At 65.3% G+C, this 15,049-nt stretch carries 14 protein-coding genes; 6 read left to right on the top strand and 8 right to left on the bottom strand.

All coding sequences use genetic code 11. The annotated features are described in order from the left end of the window. From AC1DMG_RS13655 to ispG, 7 genes are all read right to left on the bottom strand, one after another. The coding region (locus tag AC1DMG_RS13655) for a glutathionylspermidine synthase family protein (protein ID WP_477180622.1) at positions 1-314 on the bottom strand (314 nt) is incomplete at its 3' end. A gap of 3 nt (positions 315-317) precedes the next feature. Continuing rightward, on the bottom strand, positions 318-779 hold the full coding sequence (locus AC1DMG_RS13650; RefSeq protein WP_441603281.1) for a DUF1190 domain-containing protein: 462 nt from the start codon (positions 777-779) through the stop codon (positions 318-320). Positions 780-785: 6 nt separating this feature from the next. Further along, entirely contained in the window at positions 786-1,187 is a 402-nt protein-coding gene (locus AC1DMG_RS13645; RefSeq protein WP_441603280.1) for a DUF350 domain-containing protein, read from the bottom strand. A gap of 60 nt (positions 1,188-1,247) precedes the next feature. Further along, a complete protein-coding gene (locus AC1DMG_RS13640; protein ID WP_441603279.1) occupies positions 1,248-2,066 on the bottom strand; it encodes an HD-GYP domain-containing protein in 819 nt (272 codons plus the stop codon). 101 nt (positions 2,067-2,167) lie between these two features. After that, positions 2,168-2,464 carry a DUF1905 domain-containing protein gene (locus AC1DMG_RS13635; protein ID WP_441603278.1) on the bottom strand — a complete coding sequence of 99 codons (297 nt, stop codon included), beginning with the start codon at positions 2,462-2,464 and terminating at the stop codon, positions 2,168-2,170. Then, entirely contained in the window at positions 2,418-3,149 is a 732-nt protein-coding gene (locus tag AC1DMG_RS13630; protein ID WP_441603277.1) for a class I SAM-dependent methyltransferase, read from the bottom strand. The genes AC1DMG_RS13635 and AC1DMG_RS13630 overlap by 47 nt, the downstream gene beginning before the upstream one ends. A gap of 7 nt (positions 3,150-3,156) precedes the next feature. Continuing rightward, the gene (gene ispG / locus AC1DMG_RS13625; RefSeq protein WP_441603276.1) at positions 3,157-4,413 is read right to left on the bottom strand and encodes a flavodoxin-dependent (E)-4-hydroxy-3-methylbut-2-enyl-diphosphate synthase; all 1,257 of its coding nucleotides are present in this window, start codon (positions 4,411-4,413) and stop codon (positions 3,157-3,159) included. A gap of 177 nt (positions 4,414-4,590) precedes the next feature. On the opposite strand from ispG, the gene AC1DMG_RS13620 reads away from it, so the two are divergent. After that, positions 4,591-5,328 (top strand): Crp/Fnr family transcriptional regulator, encoded by a 738-nt coding sequence (locus AC1DMG_RS13620; protein WP_441603275.1) that lies wholly within the window; start codon positions 4,591-4,593, stop codon positions 5,326-5,328. A gap of 9 nt (positions 5,329-5,337) precedes the next feature. On the opposite strand, the gene AC1DMG_RS13615 is transcribed toward AC1DMG_RS13620, so the two are convergent. Then, entirely contained in the window at positions 5,338-7,281 is a 1,944-nt protein-coding gene (locus tag AC1DMG_RS13615; RefSeq protein WP_441603274.1) for an acetyl-CoA hydrolase/transferase C-terminal domain-containing protein, read from the bottom strand. Positions 7,282-7,399: 118 nt separating this feature from the next. Between AC1DMG_RS13615 and AC1DMG_RS13610 the strand changes: the two genes are divergently transcribed. The 5 genes from AC1DMG_RS13610 to AC1DMG_RS13590 form a co-directional block, all read left to right on the top strand. Beyond that, positions 7,400-8,854, top strand: coding sequence for a phospholipase D-like domain-containing protein (locus AC1DMG_RS13610; RefSeq protein WP_441603273.1), 1,455 nt, complete (start codon positions 7,400-7,402; stop codon positions 8,852-8,854). A gap of 117 nt (positions 8,855-8,971) precedes the next feature. Next, positions 8,972-10,354: an exodeoxyribonuclease VII large subunit gene (gene xseA, locus AC1DMG_RS13605; protein ID WP_477180621.1), complete on the top strand. Its 1,383-nt coding sequence runs from the start codon at positions 8,972-8,974 to the stop codon at positions 10,352-10,354. An 83-nt stretch (positions 10,355-10,437) separates the two neighbouring features. Then, on the top strand, positions 10,438-12,081 hold the full coding sequence (locus AC1DMG_RS13600) for an acetolactate synthase large subunit (RefSeq protein WP_441603271.1): 1,644 nt from the start codon (positions 10,438-10,440) through the stop codon (positions 12,079-12,081). A gap of 23 nt (positions 12,082-12,104) precedes the next feature. Beyond that, on the top strand, positions 12,105-13,535 hold the full coding sequence (locus AC1DMG_RS13595; RefSeq protein WP_441603270.1) for an aldehyde dehydrogenase family protein: 1,431 nt from the start codon (positions 12,105-12,107) through the stop codon (positions 13,533-13,535). A 133-nt stretch (positions 13,536-13,668) separates the two neighbouring features. Next, positions 13,669-15,049: inorganic phosphate transporter (locus AC1DMG_RS13590; protein WP_477180620.1), on the top strand; the 1,381-nt coding region annotated here is incomplete at its 3' end.

Raw genomic sequence — 15,049 nt, 5'->3', positions numbered from 1 at the left:
TCATAGGACAGGTCCATGCGCCCGTACAGCGCCGGCTCGCGATCCCACCAGCTGCGCTCGATCAGCGTTGCGGCGCGATCGCCCAGACCCAGATCGGCATAGCGCCCCGTTCGCACCACGCGATCGACGGCCTCAAGGCATAGCGCATGCAACTCGTTGGTGGCGGCCTCGATCTCGTCGACTTCGTCCGCATCGAAGACATAACGCACATCCTCGCGCCAGTAGGGCTGGCCATCGATGGTATGGAAGCTGAAACCCAGCGACTCCAGTCGCTGCTGCCAATCGCTGCGCGGCACGCTGGTTTCGCGTTGCATCGATCAGCTCGCCCGCGCCGAAACGCGCCCGGACGAGCCGAAGCCGCCGCGCGTGCCAAGCTCCACACTGGAAGGCGCGCTGAAGGATGCGACGCTGCCCGGCGAACTGCGCATCCGTCCCGGCCCCGGATCCTGCGCGCCACCGGCACCACCGCTGCGGTACCACGGGCCGTAGTAGTGCAGGCCGCCCGAGCCGCTCACCGACGTATCCATCTCGCACTGCCCGGTGGAATAGTCGTGCACGCAGTCTTCGTAGCTGCCATAGCGATTGCGCTGCACATCCTGGCCATGCCCCAGCACGGACAAACCCACCAGGGTGGCACTGCCAAGCGCTATCAACGGTACCGCCAGCGAGCGCTTCTGGTTACGCGCAGGCAGGGGACGGAACGTCGCGTCGGGACGTTGCGACGGCTTCACGCCCACACGAAGTCCACGCAAGGGATCGTTCTTGTCGAAGTCGCTCATGGCCCGTCACCAGGTCATCGCTGCAGCGTTAATCAGGCCAACGGCGATGGCAACGACGGCTGCAAAGATGGCGACGGCGCGGTTGTCTTCCTCGATCTGGGTGGCGAGGTTGCGAATGAGCAGATGGATCGCCTGGTGGGCAAGCCACTGCACGATCAACGCCACCAGTCCCCATAGCGCCAGATCGACCAGGTTCACGCTGTGCGCCATGGCGCTGGCCAGGGGCAGCACGAAACCGGTCAGCGCGCCGCCGAGACTGATCGCCGCGGCCTGGTTGCCGTGGCGAATCAGCACGATCTCGCGCTGCGGCGTGAGCCAGATATGGACGGTGCAGAACACCACGAGAAAAAGCACACCCAAACCAAAATACGCTGCAAACGCGGGCAGCGTCGAAAGATCCGGCAACATAACGTCCCCTGTCCAGCCCATCCCGGGCGTCCGCGGCAGTGTAGCCCGCTGGGCCCTGCCTCAGTCCAGCTGCAACTGCTCCAGTCCGATCGCCTTCAGTTCGTCATAGTGATCCAGGAACAGCCCCACGATGCCGGGGTCCAGTTGCCCGCCCGCGGCATTGCGCAGGTAGTCGATCACTTCCGGCTCCGGCCACGCCGGCTTGTACACGCGCGGAAAACTCAAGGCGTCCCACACATCGACCACACTGAAGATGCGCGCGGCCAGCGGAATCTCTTCACCGCGCAGGCCACGCGGATAGCCGGAACCATCCCAGCGCTCGTGATGCGCATAGGGGATATCGATCGCAGGCCGCAGGAAGGCAGTGCGCATCAGCAGGTCGCGTCCGAGCACGGTATGCGTGCGCATCAGCGTCGTTTCTTCCGGCGTCAGCGGGCCGGGCTTGATCAGCACCGCGTCGGGCAGCGCCAGCTTGCCGATGTCGTGCAGCAAGGCGCCGAAGCGCAAATGACGAAGCGCATCCCCCTCGAGTCCGACGCGACGGGCCAGCGCGACCGTCATGCGCATGACCCGTTCGGAATGATCGCGCGTCTCCTTGTGGCGCACGTCCATCGCCGACACCAGCGCGCGCAGCGACTGCTCATTGCCGCTGAACAGCTGATGGTTGAGGCGATCCATGCGGCGAACGGTGCGGTCGATCAGCCAATACAGGAGCGCCCCCGTCACCAGCACATACAGCGACCCTTTGAGGGTGTGCAGCAAGCTGAGGGTGCGCTCCTCGAGGTTGAGCGAAAGCAGCAGGCGGTCCGAGAAGAGCACCCACAACAAGGCCACCGAGACATAGATGGCAACGATGCGAACTTGGGGTTTGACCGTCACTGACACTCCTGCACGAGCCGCTACCGTATCGTCGGCGCGCGCTCCACGGGCCCGAGCATACCGTCCGGCAGTTTGCCAAGTTGCCGCACGGCGCACACTACTCAGGCATCCTCAGGCTCGATCAGCACGTCGACGAACTGGCCGGCGACGAGCCCGACCACGGCCGCATAGGATTCCTCCAGCTGCAGCCAGAAGGTGCCGGAGCGCTCGACCACGGCGCCGCGGAAATCGCGTCCATTGACGCTGCCGCGCACGCGATGCCCGTGGCCGCATTTCCATAGCGGCCTGGCGGGTGTCGACCATTGGCTGACCGGATCAAACGGCAGCGGCACCAGCCACGGCCGCTGGTGATCATTCTGTACGGTGGCGCGAAACGCTACGGCGCGATGCCTGTTCATCCCCGTCCCCCTGACGTGCCCCTGCCAAGAAGATAGCGGACGCGGGCCGTCCAGTGTGAGGATGAATGGGCTCCTGAAGGCCTAGCAGGGTCAACCCGGCTGCCTCCAGGGTCGAAACCCAGCTGCCCAGGGTGCGGAAATACCAGGGCGCAGGCTGCTCGAAGCCCTCGCCGCAGCCCACCCAGGAGCCTTCGCGCCAGCCGTCGGCATAGGGCTGCACATCGGCCGTCAGGGGATGCAGGGTCTGGATCAGCAGCGCGCCGCCCGGCTCCAGCAGCGCAGGCACGGCAGCCAGCAGCGCGTCGACCGAGGCGCCGCCCAGCAGGGAGAAATTGCACACGACCACGTCCGCGCGCTCGGTCAGCGCACCCGCGGCCACTTCGTCATAGGAGATCACGCGGAAGTCGCCGCCACCCTGCGCCTGCGCCGCTTCCACCAGGGAGGGAATGGCATCGACGCCCACTACCTGCACGCCTTCGTGGGCGAGCGTCCGCGCCAGCCAGCCTTCGCCACAGCCGAGGTCGATCACCGTGCGTGGCGAGCGCGACAGCACGGCTTCCACGATGGCCTGGTCGGTGACCAGCTTGCGGCTGGCGATGCGCCCTTCCCGCACGGCGCGTTCCCACGCCTGCGCGTTGGCGTGCCATGCATCGAGTATCAGCGCCTCACTCGAACCGGCTGCCATGGACAGCTCAGCCGGCGCGGCTGGCGTATTTGCTGGCGACGTAGTTGTCCAGGATGCCGATGAACTCGCTGGCGATATGCTCGCCGCGCAAGGTCATGGCCTTCTGCCCGTCGATGAACACCGGCGCCGACGGCGCCTCGCCATTGCCCGGCAGCGAAATGCCGATATTGGCATGCTTGGATTCGCCCGGACCATTCACCACGCAGCCCATCACCGCCAGCGTGAGATTTTCCACGCCGTCGTATTTCACGCGCCACAGCGGCATCTGCTCGCGCACATGATCCTGCACGGTGCGCGCAAGCACCTGGAAGAACTCGCTGGTGGTGCGGCCGCAGCCCGGACACGCGGTGACCAGCGGCGTGAACGCGCGCAGGCCCATGGTCTGCAGCAGTTCCTGCGCCACGATGACTTCGCCCGTGCGCGACGCGCCGGGTTCGGGCGTGAGCGAAATGCGGATGGTGTCGCCGATACCTTCCTGCAGCAGCACCGCAAGYGCCGCCGACGAGGCGGTGATGCCCTTGGAACCCATGCCGGCTTCGGTCAGACCCAGGTGCAAGGCGTAGTCGCAACGCTCGGCGATATCGCGATACACCGCGATCAACTCCTGCACGCCCGACACCTTGCACGACAGGATGATGCGATCGCGCGCCAGGCCGATGTCCTCGGCACGCTTGGCCGAATCCAGCGCCGAGCGGATCAGCGCTTCGCGGGCCACGTGCGAGGCATCCCAGGGCTGGGCGCGCTGATGGTTTTCGTCCATCAGCATGGCCACCATGCTCTGGTCGAGCGAACCCCAGTTGGCGCCGATGCGCACGGGCTTCTCGTAACGCAGCGCCATCTCGATGATGGAAGCGAACTGGCTGTCTTTCTTCTTGCCGAAACCCACGTTGCCCGGATTGATGCGGTACTTGGCCAGCGCTTCGGCGCAGGCCGGCTCCGCTTCCAGCAACTGGTGACCGTTGTAGTGGAAGTCGCCGATGATCGGCACGTCCACGCCCATCATGGCCAGCTTGTCGCGGATGCGCGGCACGGCCGCCGCCGCCGCCGGCGTATTCACCGTGATGCGCACCAGCTCCGAACCGGCGCGCGCCAGCTCGGCGATTTGCTTGGCGGTGCTGGCCGGGTCTTCGGTATCGGTGTTAGTCATCGACTGCACCACAATGGGTGCACCGCCGCCCACCGTGATCTTGCCGATCTTGACGCCGACGCTGGGGCGGCGCGAGGCGGACTGGGCGTGACGCGGGGTAGAAGTCGAGTCGCTCATAAGCAGGTCATGGTTCTGGGGCGGCAACAGACAAAGGATACCCGAACGGCCGGGGGCTCCCTAGCAAGCGTCACACGGGTGGATGCGATGCGGCAAAAACGCGCATTGGAACCACTCCTATGACTTGAACGAGGATCATAAAGCCATGCCCCACGCACGACACAGGAGTGCCCTCCCATGCTTCAGACTCATCGCCAGGACGGCGCCCAGCGCATGGCTCCCTCGCCGTCCTGCGCGGGCTGCGGCCACGCCGCCGTCTGCCAGGCCAGCGGCTACGACCGCCCCGAGCTGTCAGGATTGCGTCATATAGCTGAACGCATCGGGCCGCTGCGTACTGGCGAATACCTCTATCGCCCGATGTCGCCATTCCGTGCGCTCTACGCGGTGCAGACCGGCATGGCCAAGACCGTGGCGGTGGACGTGGCCGGTCGCGAGCAGGTACTGGCCTTCCACCTGCCGGGCGAAATGATCGGACTGGACGCCATGGAGCGCGAAGTCCACGACAACGCCGTGGTGGCGTTGGGCAAGACGCAGTTCTGCCGTTTTCCTTACCCCGCCGTGCGCCATATGGCCAGCCTGCAGCCGGAGGTGCCGTGGCATCTGGTGCAGTCGGCCAGCCAGCGCATTTCGCGCCTGCAACTGAGCAGCGGCAACTACATGGCAGAGGAGCGCTTTGCGGCCTTTCTGGTCGATCTGCGCGACCGACGCGTGATGCTCGGCCTGCCGGCCGACTATCTGCCGCTGCCGATGTCGCGCGCGGATATCGGCAACCATCTGCGCCTGACCACGGAAACCGTGAGCCGCCTGCTCGGCCGCCTGCGCGAGCGCGGTTGCGTTCGTGCCGATCGCCAGGGTCTACACCTGCTCAACCTGCCGGCTTTGCGCGAACAGGGTTTGTCGCTGCTGATGCATTGAGCTGAAAACTCAGGCCGTCCTGCGCAAGGCGGCCTTGAGCACACGTTGCTGCAGTCGTTCGCCGACGCTCTTGGCACGCGCCAGTCCCATCCGATCCAGCGCTTCGTCCTCGCCACCGACCGGCGCTCCCGGCGCCATCGCTGCACGGAAAATTTCAGCCTTGCCGCGCCAGGTGCCGCCACGTAGCTTCAGCCACTGCAAAGCTGGCAGCAGTCGCTGCTCCACGTCGGTGAAATCGCTACCGAACGGAAACGGCGGCAGCAGGTTTTTCGCCTGCCACGGCGCCAGCGCTTCCTTCAGAACCTCGGGCCGGTTATCGCGCCAACGCTCGGGCACCTGAAAATCGGCCGCGAGCTTGCCGTGCGATTTCGCTTCCGCACACAAGGCATCGATGAAGCGCGCATCGGTGATGGAAAGCATCGCCTCGATGCACTCGCTGTCCGTCTTGCCGCGCAGATCGGCCACGCCGTATTCGGTGACGAACAAATCGCGCAGATGGCGCGGGATCGTGGTGTGCCCGTAGTTCCAGCGAATATTGGTTTCCACGCCGCCGCGCCCTTGCCGCGTGGAACGCAGCAACAGAATGGAACGACCATCGGCCAGCTCGTGCGCCATCGCCACAAAGTTGTACTGCCCGCCGACGCCACTGACTACTTCGCCGTCTTCCAGGCCATCGGAAACAGCCGAGCCGAGCAGGGTCGCCATCATGCAGGTGTTGAAGAAGCGCGCACCGCGCCGCTGCAGCGAGGCGAGCATCTGGTGATCGCCGTACAGTTGATTGACGTTGGAGACGCGGCACATGTCCAGCGCATCCGGATCGCTCGCATCGAGTTCGGCCAGCCAGCGATAGAGCTCACGCGTGCCTAGGAAAAAAGCGCCGCGCAGGTAATGGCCGCCCGGTGTTTCGGGTGAAAGCCGGCCGCAGGCGGCAGCGCGTTCCATCGCCATATTGTCCCAGGCGCGACGCTTGAGGATGCCTGCACGCTGCAGGTGCATGAAGCCATCCATCACCATTTCGCTGGCGCCGTACAGGCCCGCGCGGAGCGGCGCGAGGCCGCCCATGCGTGCCGCCAGGGCGTGCGTGCCGCCGCGCGGGTCGAGCGCAACCAGGGCCCGTCGCCACTGCGTGTTGTCTTCCTGCCGCCAGCGCAGGCCATAGACCAGCGCATCGGACAAAGCGCCAATACCGATCTGCAGGCAACCGCCGTCGCGCACCAGCGCGCTGGCGTGGATACCCAGCGCGTACTCGACCAGGTCGATCGGCTGGCGCGGCACGGCAAACAAGGGCGACGCCGTCGCGGTGTGCAGTTCGACGTCGAAGTAATCGCGCTGCACTTCCGCGTGGCCGGTGATGTACGGCAGGTCCGGATGCACCACGGCCACGCACAAGGGGCGCGGCTTGCCCGACTGCACCACGCGATCGATAAAGTCGAAGGTCAGGTCCGGATTGCAGGAAAGGCTGTAGCGCACGCCCTCGGGCGTTTCACGCCGCGCTACCAGCTGCACGAGCAGATTGATGTCCTGCACGGCAAGATCGCGCGCCACATGGGTGTAGTTCTGACTGATGTAATTGCGCTGTGCGCCACCCGCATGCAGGAGCGCACCCGACTGCATGTAGAACTCGTGCACCGCGACATTGGACGGCAACTGGTTGCGTGCCTGGTCGACGGCGTATTCGGGGTCCACGGCGTCAGCGCCGAAATGGCGCTCCGAGAACGGTTCCACAAATCGCGCTTCCAGCCCGGGCGCCGGGCGCGGGCGGGTCAGCGACAAGGCCGTATAGAGGGCCAGCGAGCGCGACGTATCCGCCTTGGTCAACCGGTAAAGCGCGTTCAGCAGTTCATGTGGCTTGCCCAAGCCCAGCGGCGCGGCGACGCGCAGATCCGGGCCGATCCGCTCAGCGAGCTGCTGCGCACACGCCTCGGTGTCGGTATGGCATTGCTCAGGCGACATGGAGCGAACATGACAGAGAATTCATGGGAGCGACATGACCGGATGATGGAGCGTATTGGTCGCATGGCCCAAGTGAATGCGGCTTGAAGAAGACCCGCCGGCATGCCCTACTGACGCCATGAACCGACCCACCGCCTCCACCCATGCACGCCTGCTGGCCGAACAGGCGTTGAGCCGAGCCGCTGGCGCGCCCCTGATGGGGGGCAACCACGCCCGGTTGCTGATTGATGCCGCCGCGCATTACGAAGCCTGGCTGGCTGCCATCCGCGGTGCGAAGGAGCGCGTGCTGCTGGAGAACTACATCATTCGCGACGACGCGGTCGGACAGGAGTTTCGCGAAGCGTTGGTGGCGTGTGCGCAACGCGGCGTGTTCGTGGCCGTGGTGTATGACTGGCTGGGCTGCAAGGGGCAGTCGCGCGATCGCTTCTGGGCGCCGTTGCGCGCTGCCGGCGGACAGGTGCGCTCCTTCAACCCGCCGCAGCTGGGCAAGCCGTTCGGCTGGGTGAGCCGCGATCACCGCAAAGTGCTCGTGGTCGACGGGCAGCATGGTTTTCTTTCCGGCGTGTGCATCAGCGAGAAATGGCTGGGCGATCCGTCGCAACAGGTGGACCCCTGGCGCGACACCGGCGTGGCCCTGCGTGGTCCGGTCGTCGCCGAACTGGAGAACGCCTTCGTCGAAAGCTGGTCGAGCATCGGCACGCCGCTGGGCCCCTTCACGGCTGCGCCTGTTGCCGGCGAGGCCGGTTCGGTGGCCTTGCGCCTGATCGCCACCCAACCGCAAACCGCCGGCATGTACCGCCTCGACCAGCTGATCGCCGCCATGGCGCGCGAGCGGCTATGGCTGACGGACGCCTACTTCGTTGGCATCGCTCCGTATGTGCAGGCGTTGGCAGCGGCCGCTCGCGATGGCGTGGACGTGCGGCTGCTGGTGCCCGGCAGCAGCGATATCCCCGTGGTGGCGGGCATGTCGCGTTCGGGTTACCGCCCCCTGCTGAAAGCCGGCGTGCGCGTGTTCGAGTGGAATGGCTCGATGTTGCACGCCAAGACCGCCGTGGCCGATGGTCTGTGGTCGCGCGTGGGTTCATCCAACCTCAACGTCGCCAGCTGGTTGAGCAATCGCGAGATCGACGTGGCGTTCGAAGACACCGATTTTGCCGAACAACTGGCGACGCAGTACGAGCGCGATCTTGAGAACGCCACCGAGATCGTGCTGGCACCCAGCCGCTGGCGGCGCCAGGGCGAGCATGTGCAAAGCCATACCCGGCCTGCGCAGCGTCCCCGCCATGTCGGCGGCAGCTCGGGGCGTGCGGCGGCCGGCGCGCTGCGCATCGCCAATACGGTGGGCGCCGCCCTGACCGATCGGCGCGTGCTGGGCGACACCGCGTCCGGGCCGCTGATCATCGGCACCCTGGCGCTTGCAGTGATCGCCGTGGTGGCTATCCTGTGGCCCGCCGTGATTGCCTGGCCCTTGGGTGTGGTGGCCGCATGGTTCGCGCTCAACTTCGGCATCCGGGCCTGGCGCACGCGGCGTCGGCACCAGCAGCTGGCCGGCGAGCCGGATGATCAAGCATGAACTTAAGCAGAACCATATAGATAGACCGCATGCCTGAGTCCCAGGCTGCGCTAAGTGACCCAAGCGGATGTAATCCCTGCATTCGCCAGCCGGAACTCATGTTAGGCTCACCCCTTCATGCGCTCGCCAGATGACACCAGCAACGACCAGGCCGGTCCGCCGCGCCACATCCTCACGCCCAGCACGCTCAACCGGCTGGTGCGGGACCTGCTGGAAGATGCGCTGCCGCTGATCTGGATCGAAGGCGAGCTGTCCAACGTCGCCCGCCCCGCTTCCGGACATATCTATTTCACCCTGAAGGACGCCGGCGCCCAGGTGCGCTGCGCCATGTTCCGGCCCAAGAGCACCTGGCTGAAATTCCGCCCCACCGACGGCATGCATGTGCTGGTGCGGGCACGGGTGGGCCTGTATGAGCCGCGCGGCGAATTCCAGCTGGTGGCCGAACATATGGAGCCCGCTGGCGAAGGTGCCTTGCAGCGCGAGTTCGAACAGCTCAAGGCGCGCCTGGATGCCGAGGGCCTCTTCGACGCGGCACGCAAGCGTGCCCTGCCCCGTTACGCGCGGCGCATCGGCGTCATTACCTCGGCCACGGGCGCGGCCATCCGCGACGTACTGAGCGTGATGTCGCGACGCTGGCCGCTGGCCGAGGTCGATGTACTGCCCGTACCCGTGCAAGGTCGCGAAGCGCCGCCAGCCATCGTGCAGATGTTGCGCAAGGCATCGAACAGCGGGCGCTACGACGTGCTGTTGCTGACGCGCGGCGGCGGATCGCTGGAAGATCTCTGGGCCTTCAACGACGAACAGGTGGCGCGGGCGATCTATGCCAGCGCCGTGCCGGTGGTGTCCGCGGTCGGTCACGAAATCGATTTCAGCATCGCGGACTTCGTGGCCGACCTTCGGGCGCCTACTCCCTCGGCCGCAGCCGAACTGCTGGTGCCCGATGCGATCGCCCAGCGTCGCCATCTGCAGCAACTTCAGCAGCGACTGAGCACGCTCGAACAGCGTCGCCTGCAGGCGCGCATCCAGCGGGTGGACCACTTGCTCGCCCGCCTGCAGGCCCAGCGCCCGCAGGCACGGCTGGCGCGCGATCGCGAACGACTGCTGCATCTGCATCGGCGCCTGCTCGGCGTGCAGCGCGAACAATCGCAGCGGCGACGCAACGCGCTGGAGCGCACCCATGCGCGACTGCTCGCACAACATCCGCGACTGCGCCTGATGCTGATCGAGCGTCGCCTCGGCGAGTTGCGTCAGCGCCTGCTGAGCACCATCGAACGCAGGATGGAACGCGAACGCCTCAACTTGCGACAAGCCGGCCGCGCCTTGCATGCGATCAGCCCGCTGGCCACGCTGGAGCGCGGTTATTCGATTATTTTCGATGCAAACGGCGTGGTGGTGCGATCGTCCAAAGGTATCGATGAAGGCACGCCGTTACGCGCACGACTTGCCGATGGCGAGCTGCCCCTGGTCGTGCGCAAGGATGATTCCACCAGCAAGCGCTAGCCGCGTCCCGGGCGCGTCACCGCCTCACGCGACGTGAACGATCCCTGCCGCATGCTCAGCGCCTTCAGCACGAGGAGCGAGGCATGAAGGCGGCGCAACTGTTCGTGAAAGCACTGGAAGCCGAGGGCGTGCACAGCATCTTCGGCGTGCCGGGCGAAGAGAATCTCGACTTCGTCGAAGCACTACGCGACTCCTCCATTCGCCTTATCGTGACTCGCCATGAGCAGGCCGCCGGATTCATGGCCGCCACCTGGGGACGGCTCACCGGCGAAGCCGGCGTCGCCCTCGCGACGCTGGGCCCTGGCGCCACCAACCTGGTCACCGCCGCGGCCTACGCCCAACTCGGCGCCATGCCGATGATGATGATCACCGGCCAGAAGCCGATCCGCGAGCACAAGCAGGGCTTGTTCCAGCTGGTCGACGTGGTCGACATGATGCAGCCGCTGACCAAGTACACACGCCAGATCGTATCGGCCCAGACCATACCGGCCCGCATTCGCGAAGCCTTTCGTCGCGCCGAGGAAGAACGTCCCGGGGCTGTGCATCTGGAGCTGCCGGAAGACATTGCGCGCGACACCGTCGAAGACGCCGTCCTGCTGCCCACCGAATATGCGCGCCGCCCTGCACCGGACGATGCGGCACTGGTGCAAGCCGCCGAAGCGATCACCCGCGCGAAGCATCCCATCCTGATGATTGGCGCTGCCGCGAACCGGCAGCGCACGACCGTGGCGCTGCGCGACTTCATCGACAAGCTGGGCATTCCGTTCTTCACCACCCAGATGGGCAAGGGCGTGGTCGATGAAGATCACCCGCTCTGGCTTGGCAATGCGGCGCTCTCCGATGGCGATTTCGTCCATCGCGCCATCGATGCCGCCGACGTGATCATCAACGTTGGCCACGACGTCGTGGAAAAGCCGCCATTCTTCATGCGCAAGGGCCGCCGCACCGTCATCCACATCAATTTTTCCAGCGCAGAAGTGGACGCGGTCTATTTCCCGCAGATCGAAGTGGTAGGCGATATCGCGCACACCATCGAACGCCTCACCGATGCGCTGCAGGCGCAGGAGCACTGGGACTTCAGTTATTTCGATCGCGTGCGCGACGCGTTCCACAAGCAACTGGAAGACCACGCCTGCGACAACCGTTTCCCGATGCACCCGGTGCGCGTGGTCGACGACACGCGCCGCTTCATGCCCGACGATGGCGTGCTATGCCTGGACAACGGCATGTACAAGCTGTGGTACGCGCGCTATTACCGTGCGCGCCAGCCCAACACCGTGCTGGTGGACAATGCGCTCGCCACCATGGGCGCCGGCCTGCCCTCGGCGATGGCGGCCAAGATGGTCTATCCCGAGCGCAAGGTGCTCGCCATCTGCGGCGATGGCGGCTTCATGATGAATGCGCAGGAGTTGGAAACCTGTGTGCGCCTGAAACAGGACCTGGTGATCCTGCTGCTGCGCGATGACGCCTACGGCATGATCCGGTGGAAGCAGGCCGAGATGGGCTACGCCGACTACGGCATGGTGTTTGGCAACCCCGATTTCGTCGCCTTTGCCGAAGCCCATGGCGCACGCGGCCATCGCCCCGGCAGCGCCGAGGAATTCCTGCCCACGCTGGAACGCGCTTTCAACGCCGGCGGTGTACACCTGATCGATCTGATGATCGACTATTCCGATAATCACCGCATTCTCAACGAAGAAATTCCCAAGCTCAGCGCCGCCGTCTGAGCATCCACGGATCGGGGTCATCCATGCTTGCCAAGAGTTATCCGTATTACCTCGCCAACCAGCCGCAGACGTCCAAGGAAATGATGGACGTGCTGGACAAATACAGCGGCAAGGTCGCCACGCGCGTGTGCGTACCCGATGCCAAGGCCACCGAGAAAGCCATCGCCGCCGCGGTGAAAGCCACCCGACCCATGCAGGATTTCAAGCCCTGGGCGCGGCAACAGGTGCTGCAGCATTGCGCGCAACGCTTCCAGGAGCGACGCAAAGAACTGGCCTATGCGCTGTGCGTGGAAGCAGGCAAGCCGATCAAGGATTCCGACGGCGAAGTACAGCGCCTGATCGAGACCTTCACCATCGCCGCCGAAGAAGCCGTGCGCACCAATGGCGAAACGATCAACCTGGAGATCGCCAAGCGTCTGGACGGCTATCACGGTTACACCAGGCGCGTGCCCCTTGGACCGGTGTCTTTCATCACGCCGTTCAATTTTCCGCTGAACCTGGTGGCGCACAAGGTCGCGCCGGCCATCGCCGCCGGCTGCCCTTTCGTGCTCAAGCCCGCCGAGCGCACGCCGATCGGCGCGCTGATCATCGGCGAAGTGCTGGCCGAAACGGATTTGCCCAAGGGCGCGTTCTCGGTGCTCACGCTCGATGGCAAGCATGCCAATCCGCTGGTGGAAGATCCGCGCTTCAAGCTGCTCTCCTTCACCGGCAGCCAGATCGGCTGGGATCTGAAAACCCGCGCCGGCCACAAGAAGGTGACGCTGGAACTGGGCGGCAATGCCGCGTGCATCGTCGATGCGGATCAAGGTCCGCACATGGACTATGTGATCGACCGCCTGGTGTTCGGCGCGCTCTATCAGTCCGGCCAGAGCTGCATCAGCGTGCAGCGCATCTACATCCACGAGTCGCTGTATGACGAAGTGAAAAAGCGCCTGGTGGCCGCCGTGAAAAAGCTCAAGGCCGGCGATCCAAAAAAGAAAGACACCTTTCTCGGCCCGATGATCGACGAGGCAGCTGCCGAACGCCTGCAGGGCTGGATCGAGGAAGCGCGCAAGGCCGGCGGCAAGCTGCTGTGCGGCGGCAAGCGCAACGGCGCCATGCTCGAGGCCACGCTGATGGAAAACGTGCCCACCAGCGCCAAGGCCTATCGCAACGAAGCGTTTGGTCCGTTCGCCCTGCTCGCGCCTTTCAAGAAATTCGACGAGGTCGTGGCCTTGGTCAACGATTCGGAATACGGTCTGCAGGCCGGCATTTTCACCGACAGCCTGGCCCACGCCATGCGCGCCTGGAACGAGATGGAACAAGGCGGCGTCGTTGTCAACGACGTGCCGAGTTTCCGCGTCGACAACATGCCCTATGGCGGCGTGAAGCTCTCCGGCATCGGCCGCGAAGGCATCCGCTGGGCCATCGAGGACATGACCGAGGTGCGTCTCATGGTCATGCGCGAGCGCTGATTTCCCGACTCATCCGGCCAGCCGCCGCGCCCTTGCGTTGACCGATGCAGGCGCGGCGGACCGCCCTCTGACTGTCACGTATCTGTCTTGCGCCAGTGCTTAGCTTGCGGGAGACCGACACCGAGGGCATGTCATGCAGACCGAAGCCGCAGTCGTCTCCGCCGCACCAGCACGCCAGGGATCGGGTCGACTGTTTGCGTTGATCTTCGTGGTGATCCTGTTGATCGGCGCCGGTTATGCCGGACTCCATCTGGTGCAGGACCTCTCGGCGGTCCGCTCCCAATCGCTGGCACCGTTTCTCCTGCTCGGCGTCGCGCTGTTGATCGCGCTGGGCTTCGAATTCGTCAACGGCTTCCATGACACCGCCAACGCGGTGGCCACCGTGATCTACACCAACTCCATGCCGGCCAATATGGCGGTGATCTGGTCCGGTGCCTTCAACTTCCTCGGCGTGTTGTTGTCCTCCGGCGCGGTGGCTTTCACCGTGGTCTCGCTGCTGCCAGTGGAGCTGATCCTGCAGGTGGGTGGACAGGCGGGTTTCGCCATGGTGTTCGCGCTGTTGATTGCCGCGATCCTGTGGAATCTTGGCACCTGGTATTTCGGCCTGCCCAATTCCTCCTCGCACACGCTGATCGGTTCGATCATCGGTGTCGGCCTGGCCAATCAGCTGATCTCCGGTCACAGCGGCACCAGCGGCGTGAACTGGGATGCCGCCATGAACGTGTTCCGCGGCCTGGTGTTTTCGCCCATCGCCGGCTTCCTGCTGGCCGGCCTGCTGATGTACCTGTTGAAGGCGCTGGTGAAGATTCCCGCGCTCTATCGCGCCCCCGAAGGCAAGAAGCCGCCGCCGTGGCCGATCCGCGCCCTGCTGGTGCTCACCTGCACCGGCGTGAGCTTCAGCCACGGCTCCAACGACGGCCAGAAAGGCATGGGCCTGATCATGCTGATCCTGATCGGTACGGTGCCTACGGCGTACGCGTTGAACGGCGCGGTGTCGGGTGGCGAAGTGAAGACCTTCCACCAGGTGTCGGTGGATACGCAGCATGTGCTCGGCAGCCTCGCCGGCAGCGTGACCTTCGACGGCGACCCGCGCGCCGTCATCACCACCGCCGTGCAGCAGCGCACGGCCCAGCCCAGCACGGCGCCTGCGCTGGCTCAGCTGATCGCGCAGATCGACCATGAAGTCGGCAATCGCACCTCGCTCAAGTCGGTGCCGCCGGAACAGATGGGCAACGTGCGCAACGACATCTACCTGGCCAACGCCGCCATTCCGCTGGTGCTGTCACAGCCGGGCCTCAGCAAGGAGCAGACCGCCACGCTCACCAGCTGGCGCGGACTGGGCACGCAGGCGATCCAGTTCATCCCGCCGTGGGTGAAGGTGGCCGTGGCGCTCGCGCTCGGCCTAGGCACCATGGTGGGCTGGAAGCGCATCGTGGTGACGGTGGGCGAGAAGATCGGCAAGGAGCACCTCACCTATGCGCAGGGTGCATCCGCCGAGCTGGTGGCCATGACGC

The sequence above is a fragment of the Dyella sp. 01N36 genome (assembly GCF_056399745.1).
Note: the sequence above shows the minus strand (reverse complement) of the source record. Positions and strands in the feature narration are given on the sequence as shown.

Excerpts from the sequence above, each read along its gene's own strand:
- AC1DMG_RS13615 (WP_441603274.1), bottom strand. The coding sequence starts at position 7,281 with ATGTCGCCTGAGCAATGCCATACCGACACCGAGGCGTGTGCGCAGCAG.
- AC1DMG_RS13600 (WP_441603271.1), top strand. The coding sequence starts at position 10,438 with ATGAAGGCGGCGCAACTGTTCGTGAAAGCACTGGAAGCCGAGGGCGTG.
- AC1DMG_RS13645 (WP_441603280.1), bottom strand. The coding sequence starts at position 1,187 with ATGTTGCCGGATCTTTCGACGCTGCCCGCGTTTGCAGCGTATTTTGGT.
- AC1DMG_RS13610 (WP_441603273.1), top strand. The coding sequence starts at position 7,400 with ATGAACCGACCCACCGCCTCCACCCATGCACGCCTGCTGGCCGAACAG.
- AC1DMG_RS13630 (WP_441603277.1), bottom strand. The coding sequence starts at position 3,149 with ATGGCAGCCGGTTCGAGTGAGGCGCTGATACTCGATGCATGGCACGCC.
- AC1DMG_RS13650 (WP_441603281.1), bottom strand. The coding sequence starts at position 779 with ATGAGCGACTTCGACAAGAACGATCCCTTGCGTGGACTTCGTGTGGGC.
- AC1DMG_RS13635 (WP_441603278.1), bottom strand. The coding sequence starts at position 2,464 with ATGAACAGGCATCGCGCCGTAGCGTTTCGCGCCACCGTACAGAATGAT.
- AC1DMG_RS13595 (WP_441603270.1), top strand. The coding sequence starts at position 12,105 with ATGCTTGCCAAGAGTTATCCGTATTACCTCGCCAACCAGCCGCAGACG.
- AC1DMG_RS13620 (WP_441603275.1), top strand. The coding sequence starts at position 4,591 with ATGCTTCAGACTCATCGCCAGGACGGCGCCCAGCGCATGGCTCCCTCG.
- xseA (WP_477180621.1), top strand. The coding sequence starts at position 8,972 with ATGCGCTCGCCAGATGACACCAGCAACGACCAGGCCGGTCCGCCGCGC.